1 protein-coding gene and 1 pseudogene are annotated in these 16,647 nt (G+C 65.6%); both read left to right on the top strand.

All coding sequences use genetic code 11. From position 1 onward, the window contains the following. The first annotated feature begins 92 nt into the window (after positions 1 to 92). The gene (locus tag RHBS_RS12635; RefSeq protein ID WP_128645704.1) at positions 93 to 518 is read left to right on the top strand and encodes a PPOX class F420-dependent oxidoreductase; all 426 of its coding nucleotides are present in this window, start codon (positions 93 to 95) and stop codon (positions 516 to 518) included. A 375-nt stretch (positions 519 to 893) separates the two neighbouring features. Continuing rightward, positions 894 to 16,647: pseudogene (locus RHBS_RS30480) on the top strand (non-ribosomal peptide synthase/polyketide synthase); the annotation flags it as partial.

The raw sequence follows: 16,647 nt of genomic DNA on the forward strand, positions 1-16,647 counted from the left end.
GCGCAAAAGGCGCACGAGGGCGAAGCCCGAGGACCTGCCGATGTTGTGCCGGTTGGCAGATCCTGTCGGCTCAGCCGCGTAGCGTAGTTTCGATGACCTCGTTCACAGACCCGCGCGTGCGTGAGTTCCTGTCCGCGGGAACCCGCACCGGCAAGCTGGGTTACCTGGCCTCGGACGGCAGGCCCCTGGTGGCACCTATCTGGTTCGTCGTCGAAGACGACGTGATCGTGTTCAACACCGGGGCCGATACGGCCAAGGGAAAAGCGATTCGGCGCGATCCGCGGGTCGTGTTGACCGTCGATCTCGAAGAGCCGCCGTACGGTTTCGTGCAGGTGCAAGGCGTCGCGTCGGTGGACGAAGACCCCGAGGAATTGGTACGCACCGCGACCGAGATCGGGGCCCGGTACATGGGCCGCGAACGGGCCGCCGAGTTCGGTGCGCGCAACGGCGTTCCGGGTGAATTGATCGTTCGGTTGGTACCGAACAAGGTGATCGCAGCTTTCGACATGACGGCATGACGACCGTGTATCTCCACGCGGTCGGCACTGTAGATTGACCGGGTGCAGAATCGAGTCGGTCGGCGTCGGACGGCACCGTCCGACGCGCTCGAGGCATGTACTGCGATGTAACGGTCCGGTACGTCCAGACGGATATGTACCGAGAGGTAACTTTCGCGTAGATACCGGTGACAAGATTGAGAACGACGTAGTCAACTTGCTCGATGTGTTCGGTGCCCACCGATCGCTGCCGTTCCGGCAGTCGGTGGGGGCGCGTGTGATTGTGGGAAAGAGAGGCTTCGATTGGACCCGCTAGGTGTGGAGGGTGCTGGACACGACGACAACGGAGTCGGCACACAGCATTCGTCGTTCCCTCTGTCGCCGGCCCAATTGGGAATGTGGTTCGCGCAGCACGTGGACCCCTCGGTACCCGCGAACATCGCCCAGTACATCGAGCTACACGGCGATCTCGACGTGGAGCTCCTCCGCCGAGCATCCTCACAGGCTGCGCTCGAGTTGCAGTCCGGATTCGTGCGGCTCGTCGAAATCGACGCCGAGCCCCGACAGCTCGTGGACCCGTCTCTCGACGACTCCCTGAACTACCTGGATCTGCGTGACGAAGCCGACCCGCGCGCGGCAGCGCTGGCCTGGATGCACGGGGACTACAGCGCGCCGATCGACATTCTCCGTGACCGACTGATCGCCGCCACCGTCCTCCGGCTCGAGGACGACGTCTGGTTCTGGTACGAGCGCGTGCACCACGTGGTCCTCGATGGATTCGGTGCCGTCACGTTCATGAACCGCGCGGCGGAGCTCTACACCGCAGCGGTGGAGGGCACCGAGCCGAAAAAGAACCTCGCCTCGGATCTGACCAAGGTCTACGACGTCGACGTGGCATACCGCGACTCGAGCCGCTTCGAGGCCGACCGCGAATACTGGGCCTCGCGCATCGACGGCATCGACGGCGTCACCACCCTCGCCGGGCACACCGCCCCACCCGCGGCGAAGAGCCAGATCGACAGCACCGGTCTGTCCGCCGAGACGATGGATCGGCTCGAGGCCCTGCGCGCCCAAACCGACACGACGATGGCAACCATCGTCATCGGAGCGTTCGCCGCGTACCTCGCCCAGATGACCGGACGCGAGGACGTCGTGCTCTCGCTCCCGGTGACCGCGCGCACCACTGCGGTACTTCGCCGCTCCGGAGGCATGGTCTCCAATGTCGTGCCGCTGCGGCTCGACGTGGCGGGCGACACCACTGTCGAGACCTTGCTCGCACGCGTCAATGCCGAGGTCTCCGGTGCCCTGCGACACCAGCGATACCGGCACGAGGACATCCGCCGCGACGCCGGCGGTGCCAGCGGTCAGGCATCGTTCTTCGGACCGTGGGTCAACATCATGCTGTTCTTCGGCGAGGTGCGCCTCGGATCGATGGTCGGCGGCATCAACATTCTCTCGACCGGCCTCATCGAGGATTTCGGGTTGAACCTCTACACGAGCGTCGCCGGGGCTACCACCCACATCGACTTCGAGTCCAACCCCAACCTGTACGGGCCCGAGCAGTCCGGCCGCAACCACAGCCGGTTCGTCGATTTCATCGGCCGGTTCGTGGCGTCGGGGCCGAAGGACCGCGTGTGGGATCTGGCGCTGACGGACGGTGTCGAGCGCGACCTCGTCGTGGCCGAGTGGAACGCCACCGACCACGAGACGAGCCCGCACACTCTGCTCTCGGCATTCGAGGCTGCTGCGGCAGCGCACCCCGACGCGACCGCCCTGGTGTACGAGGGCGAGGCGCTCACCTACGGCGAACTCTCGGCACGCGTGAACGGTCTCGCTCGTCACCTGATCGACATGGGCGTGGGCCCCGAGACTCTCGTGGGACTGTCGATCCGCCGTTCGTTCGACCTCGTCGTCGGCATGTACGCGATCGTGGCAGCCGGTGGTGCCTGGGTGCCGATCGATCCCGACCATCCCGCAGAACGAACTGCGTACATTCTCGATTCGGCCCAGCCTCGGTGCGTGCTGATCTCCTCGCGCGACGATGTTGCACTGCCCGAGGGAACCGAGACGGTAGCGGTCGATCTCGTGGACTGCACCTCGCGGTCTGCGGCACCCGTTCGAGACGCTGAACGTGTTGCGACACTGGGGCTCTCGAACACCGCCTACGTGATCTACACATCCGGTTCGACGGGCCGTCCGAAGGGTGTCGCGGTCGAGCATTCGGCGATCCACAACCAGATGGAGTGGATGCTATCGGAGTACCCGATGGACAGCTCCGACGTGTATCTACAGAAGACGGCCACCACCTTCGACGTCTCTCTCTGGGGATTCTTCCTCCCGCTGCGGGTCGGCGCGACGATGGTGCTCGCCACTCCCGACGGGCATCGCGACTCGGTGTACGTGGCGAACAAGATCGCCGAACATCGCGTCACGGTCACCGATTTCGTGCCGTCGATGCTGACGGTGTTCGTCGCCAACGCGCCCATGAACACGTGCAGTTCGCTGCGGCACGTGTTCGTGATCGGTGAGGCGCTGCCGGTCGAGACCGCAGCGTCGTTCCGCGCGATGTGCCGCGCAGGCCTGCACAATCTCTACGGTCCCACCGAGGCCGCCGTCTCGGTGACCTATCACCCCAGCAGCCCACAGGACACCCGGACCGTTCCCATCGGTGTGCCCGAGTGGAACACCAAGGCATTCGTCCTCGACAGTCGGCTGCGCCCCACCCCGATCGGTGAATCGGGCGAGCTCTATCTCGCCGGAGTCCAGCTTGCGCGAGGCTACGTGGGCCGACCGGATCTGAGCTCGGATCGCTTCGTGGCCAACCCCTTCGGTGTCGGAGGCGAGCGGATGTACCGCACCGGTGACCTCGTGCGCTGGCGTAGCGACGGAGTGTTGGACTACATCGGCCGGACCGATTTCCAGGTCAAGTTCCGCGGACAACGCATCGAACTGGGCGAGATCGAAACGGTGCTGCTTTCGCACGAAGCGATCTCGCAGGCCGTGACTCTGGTGGCGCAGACGGTCACCGGTGACCAGTTGGTGGCCTACGTCGTCGCGAGTCCGGGACGGTCCATCGAATCGGCCGCGGCGATCGAATTCGCAGGGCACGCGCTGCCGTCGTACATGGTGCCGGCAGCAGTGGTCGTCCTCGATGCTCTCCCGCTGAACACCAGCGGAAAGCTGGATCGAAAAGCGTTGCCGGAACCGGTGTTCAGCAGTGCGAAGAAGTACCGGGCCCCGCAGAGTCGAGCGGACTACGTGGTCGCAGGGATCTACGAGGATCTGCTCGGTGCCTCCAAGGTCGGTCTGGACGAGGACTTCTTCGAGCTCGGCGGCAACTCGCTGATCGCCACTCAATTGGTGACCCGAGTCGGCAATGCGCTCGGTGTGCGGCTGGGAGTTCGCGAACTTTTCGAGGCTCCTACTGTGGGCGCGCTTGCCGCCAGGCCGAATCGGCGGCCGGCCGCGGAGTGGGCACCCCGACCCTGGAGTCCAGGGAACGGCCCGAGCGAATTCCGCTCTCGCCTGCGCAGCAGCGCATGTGGTTCCTCAATCGTTTCGACCCCGCCACCGCGGTATACAACCTGCCGTTCTCCGTCCGTCTCACCGGTCCGCTCGATGTGGTCGCCCTGTCGGCTGCCTTCGCCGACGTCGTCGATCGACACGAGACGTTGCGCACCGTGTACCCGGAGGCCGACGGCTCACCCGAACAGGTTGTACTCACGGCAGCGCGAACCCCCGCGACGATCCTGCCGGTCCGCATCGAACGCCACGAACTGGGCGGTCGTCTGCACGAACTGGTCGCGAAAGGATTCGACGTCACTGTCGACACCCCTTTCCGGATCGCATTGTTCGAGATTTCGCCGACCGAGCACGAACTCGCCATGGTGCTGCACCACATCGCCGCCGACGGGGCATCGTTCGGTCCGCTGGCACGGGACGTCCTCATGGCGTACTCGAGCCGAATCGCGGGACGCGAACCCGAGTGGACCCCACTCGAAGTCCAGTACGCCGATTACGCACTGTGGCAACGTGCGGTGCTCGGTCCCGAGACCGATCCACTGTCGCTGGCATCTCGCGAAATCGCCTACTGGAGCGCGACTCTCGAGGATCTGCCGGATCAGTTGGCACTGCCGTCGAGCCGGCCTCGGCCCGCCGTGTCCTCGAACGCAGGCAGCAAGCTCCGGATCGACATTCCGGCGCGAGTGCATGCCTCGCTGGCACAACTGGCTCGTGCGAACAATGCCTCCCTGTTCATGGTCATGCAGTCGGCGTACGCGCTTCTGCTCGCCCGGCTCAGCGGTACCACCGACATCGCCATCGGAGCACCGGTCGCGGGCCGCGGAGAACCCGCACTCGACGACCTCGTCGGCATGTTCGTCAACACTCTGGTGTTGCGCACCGACGTCGATCCGGCGTTGACGTTCGAAGAACTTCTGGACCGAGTTCGTGACACCGACCTGTCTGCGTTCGCCCATGCAGACGTGCCGTTCGAGCGGCTCGTCGAGGTGCTCAACCCGGTGCGCTCGACGTCACGGCACCCGCTGTTCCAGGTCGCGATCTCCCTGGAATCGGCGATGTCACGCGAACTCACCGTCGGCGGCCTGCGTGCCGTGGCCGCCGAATTCGACGTTCCCATCGCCAAATTCGACGTACAGCTGTGGCTGACCGAGCATCTCGACGACGGAGTGCCCGCGGGTATCGACGCGGTGTTCGAGTACGCCACCGACCTGTTCGACGCAGAACTCGTCGAGAGTTTCGCTCGTCGTTTCCTGGCGATTCTGGATGCGATCATCACGGATCCGACGGTTCCGGTCGGTGACGTGGACATCGTCGATGCCGCGGAGTACGAGTCCGTGGTGTCGCAGTGGAACGTCTCGGGAGACGATGTCTCTCGTGAGCTGACGTTGGTCGACCTTCTCGATGCTGCGGCGTCGAGCGGACCGGACGCCGTTGCGGTGCGCTTCGGTGGCACGTCTTTGACGTACGCCGAGTTCGATGCGCACACCAATCGCCTTGCCCGCGTTCTCATCTCCAACGGCGTCGGACCCGAAAGCCTGGTCGCCGTCGCCCTGCCCAGGTCGGCGGCGCTCATCGTCGCCCTCGTCGCGGTGATCAAGGCCGGCGGCGGCTACCTCCCGGTCGATCCGAGCTATCCGCTCGACCGCGTCGAGTACATGCTCGACGACGCGCGCCCGACGACCGTTCTGTACTCCGGTGCCGACCCCGTCGAACTGCCCTCGGACGTCGAATCACGCACCGGCGCATCGTTGCTCGATATCGATACCGTCGATCTGTCCGCGGTGGCGGATGGTCGCGTCACCGACGACGATCGCCTGCGTCCACTGCGCCCCGAGAACGTCGCGTACGTCATCTACACCTCGGGTTCGACGGGTCGTCCCAAGGGAGTGATGATCCCGCATCGGAACGTGGTGCGGCTGCTCGCCAACACCGACTCGGTGTACGGCTTCGGTGCCGACGACGTGTGGACGATGTTCCACTCGTACGCTTTCGACTTCTCCGTGTGGGAACTGTGGGGCCCGCTGTTGTACGGCGGCACGCTCGTGGTCGTCGACTACTTCACTTCTCGTTCGCCCGAGGCGTTCCACAAGTTGCTCGTGGACGAGCGGGTGACGGTGCTCAACCAGACGCCGTCGGCGTTCTATCAACTGTCCGAAGCCGATCGCACGGCCCCGAGCGGTCGTGATGAGCTGTCGCTGCGCTACGTCATCTTCGGCGGTGAAGCACTCGAGCAGCGGCGGCTCACCGGGTGGTTCGAGCGGCACGGGGACATTGCTCCGCAGCTGATCAACATGTACGGCATCACCGAGACCACCGTGCACGTGTCGTTTCAGGCGCTCGGCGCCGCCTCCATCGGCACGAGCGCATCGGTGGTCGGCAAGCCGATCGCCGGTTTGCGCGTGTACGTCCTCGATACTCGCCTGCACCCGGTCCCGGTCGGCGTACCCGGTGAGATGTACGTTGCCGGTGGGCAACTCGCCCGCGGATACCTGGGTCGACGAGAGCTGACGTCGGTCCGCTTCGTGGCGAACCCCTTCGCCTCGGGGACCGAGGACGGGTCACTCCTGTATCGAACCGGTGACCTCGCGCAGTGGAATGCCGCGGGAGAACTGGAGTACCTGGGACGTTCGGACGATCAGGTCAAGGTTCGCGGTTTCCGCATCGAACTCGGCGAGATCGAGGCCGCGGTGACGGCGCACCCGACCGTCACCCAGGCTGCCGTCGTCGTGCGGGAGGACTCGCCCGGTGCCGCGCGACTGGTGGCCTACGTGGTTTCCGCCGCAGTGGAGGGTCGGCCGGTCGTCGACCTCGAAGACCTCAGAAGCGGTATCGCCGAGGTTCTTCCGGAGTACATGGTGCCGTCGGCATTCGTCGTGCTCGACGCGATTCCTTTGACTGTCAACGGCAAACTCGATCGCCGTGCGCTGCCCGCCCCGGTATTCGAGGTGCGCGAATTCCGTGCCCCGACAACACCGATCGAGGAGATCGTGGCCGACGTCTTCGCAGACGTACTCGGCGTGGAACGCGTCGGCCTCGACGACGACTTCTTCGAACTCGGTGGCAACTCGCTGATCGCCACCCAGGTCGTGTCCCGGCTGGGCGTCGCACTCGATGCCACCGTCCCGGTGCGCATGCTGTTCGAAGCGTCGACCGTGGCTCTGCTGGCGGTCCGGGTGGAGCAGGCGGCCGGGGAGGGCGGTCGTGTCGCGCTCGTCGCCACCGTTCGGCCCGAGCGAATTCCGTTGTCGCTGGCGCAGCAGCGGATGTGGTTCCTGAACCGGTTCGATGCCGATTCCACGGCCTACAACATTCCGTTCGCGCTGCGATTGACCGGCGAACTCGACGTCGCTGCTCTGCAGGTGGCGATCATGGATGTCATCGACCGGCACGAGTCCCTGCGCACCGTCTATCCCGATACTGCGCAGGGCCCGCAGCAGACCATCCTCGACGCTGCTCAGACGGTGCCGAATTTGATGCCGATCCCGACCTCGGCGACCGACATCCAGCGTCAGGTGTTCACGCTGGCGTCCACGACGTTCGATGTCACGGTCAACGTCCCGATCCAGGCTCGACTGTTCGAGATCAGCCCACGCGAGCACGTCATCGCCATGGTGGTGCACCACATCTCCGCCGATGGCTGGTCGATGGGTCCGCTGGCGCGCGACATCATGATCGCGTACGCCTCCCGTACGGCATGGGAGAACCCGGCCTGGATGCCGCTCGATGTGCAGTACGCCGACTACAGCCTGTGGCAGCGTTCGGTTCTGGGCTCGGAGGACGACCCGCAATCGCTGATCTCCGGTCAGGTCGACTACTGGGCCGACATGCTCGCAGGTCTGCCCGATCAGTTGGATCTGCCGACCGACCGGCCGCGCCCGAATCGTCAGTCCTACCAAGGATCTTCGATTCGATTCGACGTACCGGCCGAGGTCCACCGCGGCCTGTCCTCGCTGGCCCACACGCACAACGCATCGCTGTTCATGGTCGTTCACGCTGCTCTGGCGGTACTGCTCGCGCGTCTGTCCGGCACCGAGGACATCGCGATCGGCACTCCGGTCGCAGGCCGCGGCGACGCAGCCCTCGACGACGTGGTCGGCATGTTCGTCAACACCCTCGTGTTGCGCACCGACATCGAGTCGGGTCGGACGTTCTCGGAGCAGATCGGGCGCGCGAGAGAAGTGGCGCTCGGTGCGTTCGGGCACGCCGATCTGCCGTTCGAGCGGCTGGTCGAGGTGCTGAACCCGTCCCGGTCGCAGGCGCGGCACCCCCTGTTTCAGGTGATGCTCTCGTTCGAGAACCTCACTCGCACGCACGTGGACCTGCCGGGACTGTCGGTGGACAGCGTCGCCCTCGACGCCGAGGTGGCGAAGTTCGACCTGCAGCTGACCGTCACCGAGTCCATCGGAGTGGACGGTCGCGGACAGGGCATGGCCGCCGAATTGACCTACGCGACCGACCTGTTCGACGCCGCGACGGTGCGAGGGTTCTCCGAACGATTCGTGCGGATACTCACTGCTGTGGTGGCAGATCCCTCGCTGTCGGTGGGGGACATCGATCTTCTCGAGGACGGCGAGCGCGACCGAGTCGTGACGGCGTGGAACCGCACCGAACACGAGGTACCGGAACAGGTGACGCTGGTCGATCTGTTCGATCGTCAGGTGGCCGAGACTCCTGATGCGCAGGCGTTGGTGTTCGAGGGTGAGCGGTTGACGTATGCGGAGTTCGCGGCGCGAGCCAATCGTCTTGCGCGGCATCTGGTGTCGACGGGTGTGGGGCCTGATTCGCTGGTGGGGCTTGCGATCGGGCGAAGTCTGGATCTGTTCGTGGGTATGTATGCGATCGTGAAGGCCGGTGCGGGGTATGTGCCGATCGATCCGACGCAGCCGGCGGATCGGAACGAGTACATCGTGGCTACGGCCGCGCCGGTTCGGGTGTTGTCGACGACGCGTGATCATGTGGAGTTCGCGGGTGTCGAGACGATCGATATCGACACTCTGGATGTGTCGGGTCTGTCTGCGACGCCGTTGACCGATGCCGATCGCGCAGCGCCGTTGCGGTCTTCGAATGTTGCGTACGTGATTTTCACGTCGGGGTCGACGGGTCGTCCCAAGGGTGTGGGGGTCTCGCACGAGGCGATCGTCAATCGGTTGTTGTGGATGCAGCACGAGTACGGGTTGAGCACCGGGGATGTGGTGTTGCAGAAGACTCCGTCGACGTTCGATGTGTCGGTGTGGGAGTTCTTCTGGGCGTTGCAGAACGGTGCGTCGGTGGCTGTCGCTGTTCCGGATGGTCATCGGGATGCGATGTATCTGCTCGATGTCATTGCTCGTGAGCATGTGTCGGTGGTGCATTTCGTGCCGTCGATGATGTCGGTGTTCGTACCCGAGGTGGAGCGACGTCGAGCATCGGGTTCCTCGCTGCGGTTGGTGTTCGCATCCGGTGAGGCGCTGGCTCCCACCACGGCCCGTGCACTGCGACGGGCAATCGCGGGAGTGGAGCTTCACAACCTGTACGGTCCCACCGAGGCTGCCGTCGACGTGACCTATCACGCTGTCACGGACGAGGATTCGGACGTGATGCCCATCGGTGCGCCGGTGTGGAACACCTCGGTGTACGTGCTCGATTCCCGACTGCATCCCACTCCCGTCGGTGTCGCAGGTGAGCTCTATCTCGCTGGTACGCAGCTGGCTCGCGGGTACGTGGGACGCTCGGACCTGACCGCGGATCGCTTCGTGGCCCATCCGTTCGCAACGGCCGGGCGACGCCTCTATCGCACCGGCGACGTCGTGCGGTGGAACCGCAACGGCGAGCTGGAATACGTGGGTCGGTCGGATTTCCAGGTCAAGCTACGCGGCTTGCGCATCGAACTCGGCGAGATCGAATCGGCATTGCTGGCGCAACGCTCCATCTCCCAGGCGGTCGTCGTGGTCCGCAACGAGCAACTCGTAGGGTACGTCGTACCGTCCGGCGCCTCGGTGGAAACCGGAGCCGTCCTCGGTGCGCTGCGGTCTCGACTCGCGGAGTACATGGTGCCGTCGACGCTGATCGTGCTCGAGGAGTTTCCGCTCGGCGCGAGTGGAAAGCTCGACCGCAAGGCCCTGCCCGATCCCGCTTTCGAGGTGACCGAGTACCGGGAACCGACCAACGACATCGAACGCACCGTAGCCGAGGTCTTCGCCCAGGTCCTCGGAGTCGAGCGTGTCGGTCTCGACGACGACTTCTTCGAGCTCGGTGGAAACTCCCTCATCGCAACGCAACTGGTGTCGCGACTGGGCGTCGCGATGGACACCCGAATCGCGGTACGAGAGCTGTTCGACACCTCCACGGTGGCCGATCTGGCCGCGCGGTTGGGCACACTGGTCGCCACCGGAAGCCGTCCGCCGCTGGTTCCTCAGCAACGGCCGCAACACATTCCGTTGTCGCTGGCGCAGCAGCGCATGTGGTTCCTCAACAAGTTCGACGTCGAGTCCGCGGCCAACAACATCCCGATCGCCGTGCGACTGTCCGGCCTGCTGGACCGTCGAGCCATGCAGATCGCGGTCGCGGACGTCGTCGCTCGGCAGCAGTCCCTGCGCACGGTGTTCCCGGAGACCGACGGAACCGCCCATCAGGTCATCGTCGACGCAGCCTCGGCCACACCGGATCTGACGCCCATCGACATCGCCGCCCACGACGTCGCGGACGCGTTGCGAGAACTGGCGACGACCGGATTCGACCTGTCGAAGGACCTGCCCTTCCGGACCAGACTCTTCGAGGTCAGCCCCACCGAGCACCTGTTGGTGTTCGTCGTCCACCACATCGCGGCCGACGGGTTCTCACTGGGCCCGCTCACTCGAGACGTGATGAACGCGTACGCGGCTCGTTCGCTGAACCAGGAGCCCTTCTGGTCTCCTCTGCCGATCGACTATGCCGATTACAGCCTCTGGCAGCGCGAAGTACTCGGTTCCGAGGACGACCCGCAGTCGGTCGTCGCGCAGCAGATCGACTACTGGACAACCGCTCTGGCCGGCCTGCCGGATCAGCTCGACTTGCCGTCCGATCGCCCGAGGCCGGTCGTGGCGTCGAACAGTGGTGCGCTCGTGCGGTTCTCGATCGACGAGGATCTGCACCGCGCATTGATCGATGCCGCCAGAGCAGAGAACGCCTCGCTGTTCATGGTGGTGCACACCTCGCTGGCCGTACTGCTGTCGCGGCTGTCCGGCGAAGCGACATCGCAATCGGCACTCCGGTCGCCGGTCGTGGTGAGGCCGCCCTCGACGACTTGATCGGCATGTTCGTCAACACCCTGGTGCTGCGCACCGAGATCGACACGTCGCGGCGATTCGACCAGGTGCTCGCCGACACCCGTGAGACCGACCTGTCGGCTCTGGCCCACGTGGACGTACCGTTCGAGCGTCTGGTCGAAATCCTCAACCCCGCTCGATCCACGGCTCGTCATCCCCTCGTGCAGGTGGTGCTCGCGTTCCAGAACCTCGGACAGAAGGATCTCGAACTGCCGGGTCTGTCGGTCTCCGGTGTCGACTTCGAGACGCTGGTCGCGCTGTTCGATCTGCAGTTCACGTTCGTCGAGTCGATCGGACCCAGCGGTGCTCCGCAGGGCATGACCGTCGACGTCACGTACGCCACCGATCTCTTCGACGAAGCCACGGTCGTCACGCTCGGCGAGCGCCTGATCACAGTTCTCGAAGCCGTCGCAGGCAACCTCTCGACCGTGGTCGGCGACATCGAACTGCTCGAGCCCGTCGAACGCAGGCGGGTGCTGGTCGAGTGGAACGACACCGAGCACGAGATCGACCGCGCCCAGACGTTGGCCTCGCTCGCCGGCCAGGTCGAATCGTCCTCGGCTGCACTGGTTTTCGGAGACGACACGCTCACCTACGGCGAATTCCAGGGACGGGTCGCTCGTCTGGCGCGGTTCCTGATCGCCCGCGGTGTCGGGCCCGAGAGCGCAGTGGGCATCGCTGCCCGTCGCTCGGTGGAACTGCTCGTCGGAATTCACGCGATCATCGCCGCCGGTGGTGCGTACGTGCCGATCGATCCGGACCAGCCGGCCGAGCGGATCGCACACATTCTCGGAACCGCGGCACCGGTCTGCGTGCTGACCACGTCACGAGACGCGGTGGAGGCCGACGGCGTCGAGGTCATCGATATCGACACGCTCGATCTGTCCGGCTTGTCCGATACCCCGATCACCGACGCGGACCGAATCAGTGCGCTGACACCGTCGAACACCGCCTACGTCATCTTCACGTCGGGCTCGACCGGGCAGCCCAAGGGTGTGGCCGTCACACACGAGGCGATCGTCAACCGCCTGCTGTGGATGCAGTCGGAGTACGAGCTCGCCGCCGACGATGTCGTATTGCAGAAGACCCCCGTCACGTTCGACGTCTCGGTCTGGGAACTGTTCTGGCCGTTGCAGATCGGTGCCACCTTGGTCATCGCGAAGCCCGACGGCCATCGTGACCCCCAGTACCTGCTCGAGACGATCGAGGCGCAGTCGGTCACCACCGCACACTTCGTACCCTCGCTGCTCGAGGTCTTCGTTTCCGTCGTGGCAGCGGCACCGTCGCCTGCGGCCACCTCTCTGCGGACTCTGTTCGCTTCCGGAGAGGCGCTGCCCGCAGAGGTCGGCGATCGGCTCCGACGCGTCCTGCCGGGCGTGGCGCTGCACAACCTCTACGGTCCAACCGAGGCTGCGGTCGACGTCACCTATCACGCAGTGACGGAGGCGGACGTCGACCTCGTTCCGATCGGTGTCCCGGTGTGGAACACCAGGACGTATGTCCTCGACGCCCGACTGTCTCCGGTCGCGCCCGGTGTGGCGGGTGAGCTGTACCTCGCTGGAATTCAACTGGCCCGCGGTTATCTCGGACGAACGGACCTGACGGCCGATCGATTCCTTCCCGATCCGTTCGGAGAACCCGGTACGCGCATGTACCGCACCGGTGACCTGGTGCGCTGGCGTGCAGTGTCCTCCGGTTCGGGACGGTTGGAGTACCTGGGCCGCACCGACTTCCAGGTCAAGCTGCGGGGACTGCGCATCGAACTCGGCGAGATCGAGACCGTGTTGCGCAAGCACCCGTCCGTGGAATCCGTCGTCGTTCTGGTTCGGCAGACCGCTGCCGCGGGCGACCAGCTGGTCGCCTACGTCGTACCTGCGGTCGGCGGGACCGTCGACGTCGCCGAGCTGACGGACTTCGCGTCGCGCTCGCTCGCGAGCTACATGGTCCCGGCCGCGACCGTCGTGCTCGACGCGCTGCCGCTGACGCCCAACGGCAAGCTCGATCGTCGCGCTCTACCGGAGCCGAACATCGAGCAGCGCGCCTTCCGTGCGCCGTCTACCACATCGGAAATTGTTGTGGCAGAAGTGTTCCGAGATGTTCTCGGGATCGACGTCGTCGGTGCCGACGACGAGTTCTTCGCCCTCGGCGGCAACTCCCTCGTCGCCACGAGAGTGGCGTCGAGAATCGGTGCGGCACTCGACACCACCGTGACCGTTCGGACGATCTTCGAGGCCTCGACCGTGTCCGCCCTGGCGGCCAAGCTCGACGAGCTCTCGGGTTCGGGCCGTCGAATTCCTCTGGTGCGCACCGATCTGCCGGACTTGGTACCGCTCTCGCTCGCGCAGCGCCGGATGTGGTTCCTCAACCGGTTCGACCCCGAATCCGCGACGGAGAACCTCCCCGTCGCCATCGAGCTCAGCGGCGATCTCGACATCCCCGCTCTGCGGGCCGCAGTGGCCGACGTGGTCGAGCGGCACGAGTCGCTGCGTACGGTCTACCCGGAGGTCGACGGTGTCGCCTCCCAAGTGATCGTCCCGGCGGAGCAGGTGGTGCCTGATCTGGTGCCGACTGCGACCACCACGGCCGAACTGCCGTCGTCGCTGGCGGCGCTGGCCATGGGCGGGTTCGACGTCACCGCTGCGCCGCCGTTGCGTGCTGCGTTGTTCGAGCTGGAGCCGGACCGCCACGTTCTGGCGTTCGTCACCCACCACATCGCGGCAGACGGCTTCTCGATCGGCCCCATGACTCGGGATCTGATGGTCGCGTACGCCGCCCGTAGCGCGGGCACCGAGCCCGGTTGGGCTCCGCTCGCCGTCCGCTACGTCGACTACACCCTATGGCAGCAGACCGTTCTCGGTTCCGAGGACGATCCGAATTCACCGGTCTCGAACCAGATTCGGCACTGGAGTCGTGCACTGTCCGCGCTGCCGGACGAGATCACCTTCCCCGGCGATCGCGTGCGCCCGGACCGGTCGTCGTATCGAGGCGGCAACATCGCCCTCGCCCTCGACGCCGACACGCACGGCCGCCTCGGCGACGTGGCCCGCGCCAACCAGAGCTCGCTGTTCATGGTGTTGCACTCCTCGCTCGCCGTGCTGCTGTCGCGGTTGTCCGGTGAGACCGATATCGCAATCGGTACTCCTGTTGCAGGGCGCGGTGAGGCCTCCCTCGACGACGTCATCGGAATGTTCGTCAACACGCTGGTGCTGCGGACCGAAATCGATCACGGCGGCGCGTTCACCGAGCTGCTGGCTCGGGCACGCGAGAGCGACCTGTCGGCGTTCGCCCACGTCGAGGTGCCGTTCGAGCGGCTCGTCGAGGTACTCGACCCACCGCGGTCGGCGGCTCGTCACCCGCTCGTCCAGGTGATGCTCACCGTGCAGAACATGGAGCAGACCGAGCTCGAACTCCCCGGCCTGAGCGTGCGCGCAGTCGACCTCGACGTCGAGACGGCCAAGTTCGACGTTCAGTTCACCTTCACCGAGAACCACGTCGACGGCGGCATGACAATCGACGTCACCTTCGCTCGCGATCTGTACGACGACAGCACCGCGCGTGCAATCGGTGAACGCCTGATCCGCGTCCTCGAGTCCGTGGCAAGCGAGCCGGGTCAGCGAATCGGCGACGTCCCGGTGATGGACGAAGCCGAGCGCGGCCGAGTGCTCGCGCTCGCCCAGGACGCGCCTGCCGTCGCCGATTCGCTCGACACGATCGTCGACCTCTTCGCCGCTCGGGTGGCCGAGGACCCCGACGCTCCCGCGGTGGTGTTCGAGGGTGTCTCCACGAGTTACCGAGAGATCGACGAGTCCTCGACTGCGCTGGCGAGAATTCTCGCCGCCCAAGGGGTCGGGCCGGAGTCGCTGGTGGCCGTCGTGCTGCCGCGCACCGCCGATCTCGTCGTGGCACTGCTCGCGGTGCTCAAAGCCGGTGGTGCCTACGTCCCGATCGATCCGTCCTACCCGGCGGACCGGATCGAATTCGTCCTCACCGATTCTCGTCCGGTCGCTGTTCTGACGTGGACCGGTGTGGACGTAGCGCTTCCCGCAGGGCTCCCCAGGATCGATATCGACACCGCCTCGACCGAGAGCGAGGTGTCGGCGGCCGATCCGATTCCGGCGACCGCGGCCGCGACGGCCTATGTCATCTACACCTCGGGCTCGACGGGCAAGCCCAAGGGCGTACTGATCCCGCATCGCAACGTGGTAAGGCTGTTGGCGAACACGCAGCGGCACTTCGGTTTCGGTCGCAGCGACGTGTGGACGCTGTTCCACTCGTTCGCGTTCGACTTCTCGGTGTGGGAACTGTGGGGCCCGCTCACCACCGGCGGTAGCGTCGTGGTGGTCGACTACTTCACCTCCAGGTCGCCGGAAGCATTGCGGGAGTTGCTCGTTCGTGAGCGGGTCACCGTTCTCAACCAGACTCCGTCCGCGTTCTACCAGCTCGATCAGGTCGATCGCACCGCAGGCTCGGCAGGCGACTATTCGTTGCGGTACATCGTGTTCGGTGGCGAGGCGCTGGAACTGCGACGACTGGCCGGTTGGTTCGAGCGTCACGGCGACGAGTCTCCGCAACTGGTCAACATGTACGGCATCACCGAAACCACGGTCCACGTCTCGCACCGTGTCGTGGACGCGCGGTCCGCGGCGCAGGCATCGGGATCTCTGGTGGGACGCGCCATCTCCGGGCTTTCGGTGTACGTGCTGGACTCGCGGCTGTCGCTGGTACCCGCAGGCGTGCCGGGGGAGATGTACGTCTCCGGTGGTCAGGTCGCGCGCGGGTATCTCGGTCGAGCCGGGTTGAGCGCGACGAGGTTCGTCGCAGATCCCTTCGCAGACGACGGATCGGTGCTGTACCGCACCGGCGACGTGGCACGGTGGTCGACCGACGGCGAACTCGAGTTCGTCGGTCGCGCCGACGACCAGGTCAAGATCCGCGGTTTCCGAATCGAGCTGGGCGAGGTCGAATCCGCCGTTGCGATCGCTCCCGCCGTCGGGCAGGCAGCGGTGATCGTGCGCGAGGACACCCCTGGTGCCGCACGCTTGGTTGCCTACGTCGTGCCCGCGGCCGAGTCGACCATCGACATCGACGTCGTCAGGGCAGCGGTCGGGGAGAACCTTCCCGAGTACATGGTGCCCTCGGCCTTCGTGGTCCTCGACGCGATTCCGTTGACCGCCAACGGAAAGTTGGACCGACGAGCCCTGCCCGAGCCGGCTGCGCGCACTCGTGAGTTCCGGCCACCGACCACTCCGGTGGAGAACATGGTCGCCGACGTCTTCGCCGACGTTCTCGGCGTCGAACGAGTCGGTCTCGACGACGACTTCTTCGAGCTCGGCGGCAACTCGCTG

Origin of the sequence: Rhodococcus sp. BS-15 (genome assembly GCF_000813105.1) — a bacterium.
Lineage (GTDB): Bacteria > Actinomycetota > Actinomycetes > Mycobacteriales > Mycobacteriaceae > Rhodococcoides.

Bases quoted from the DNA above. Each gene is read 5' to 3' on its own strand.
- RHBS_RS12635 (WP_128645704.1), top strand. From the start codon at position 93: ATGACCTCGTTCACAGACCCGCGCGTGCGTGAGTTCCTGTCCGCGGGA.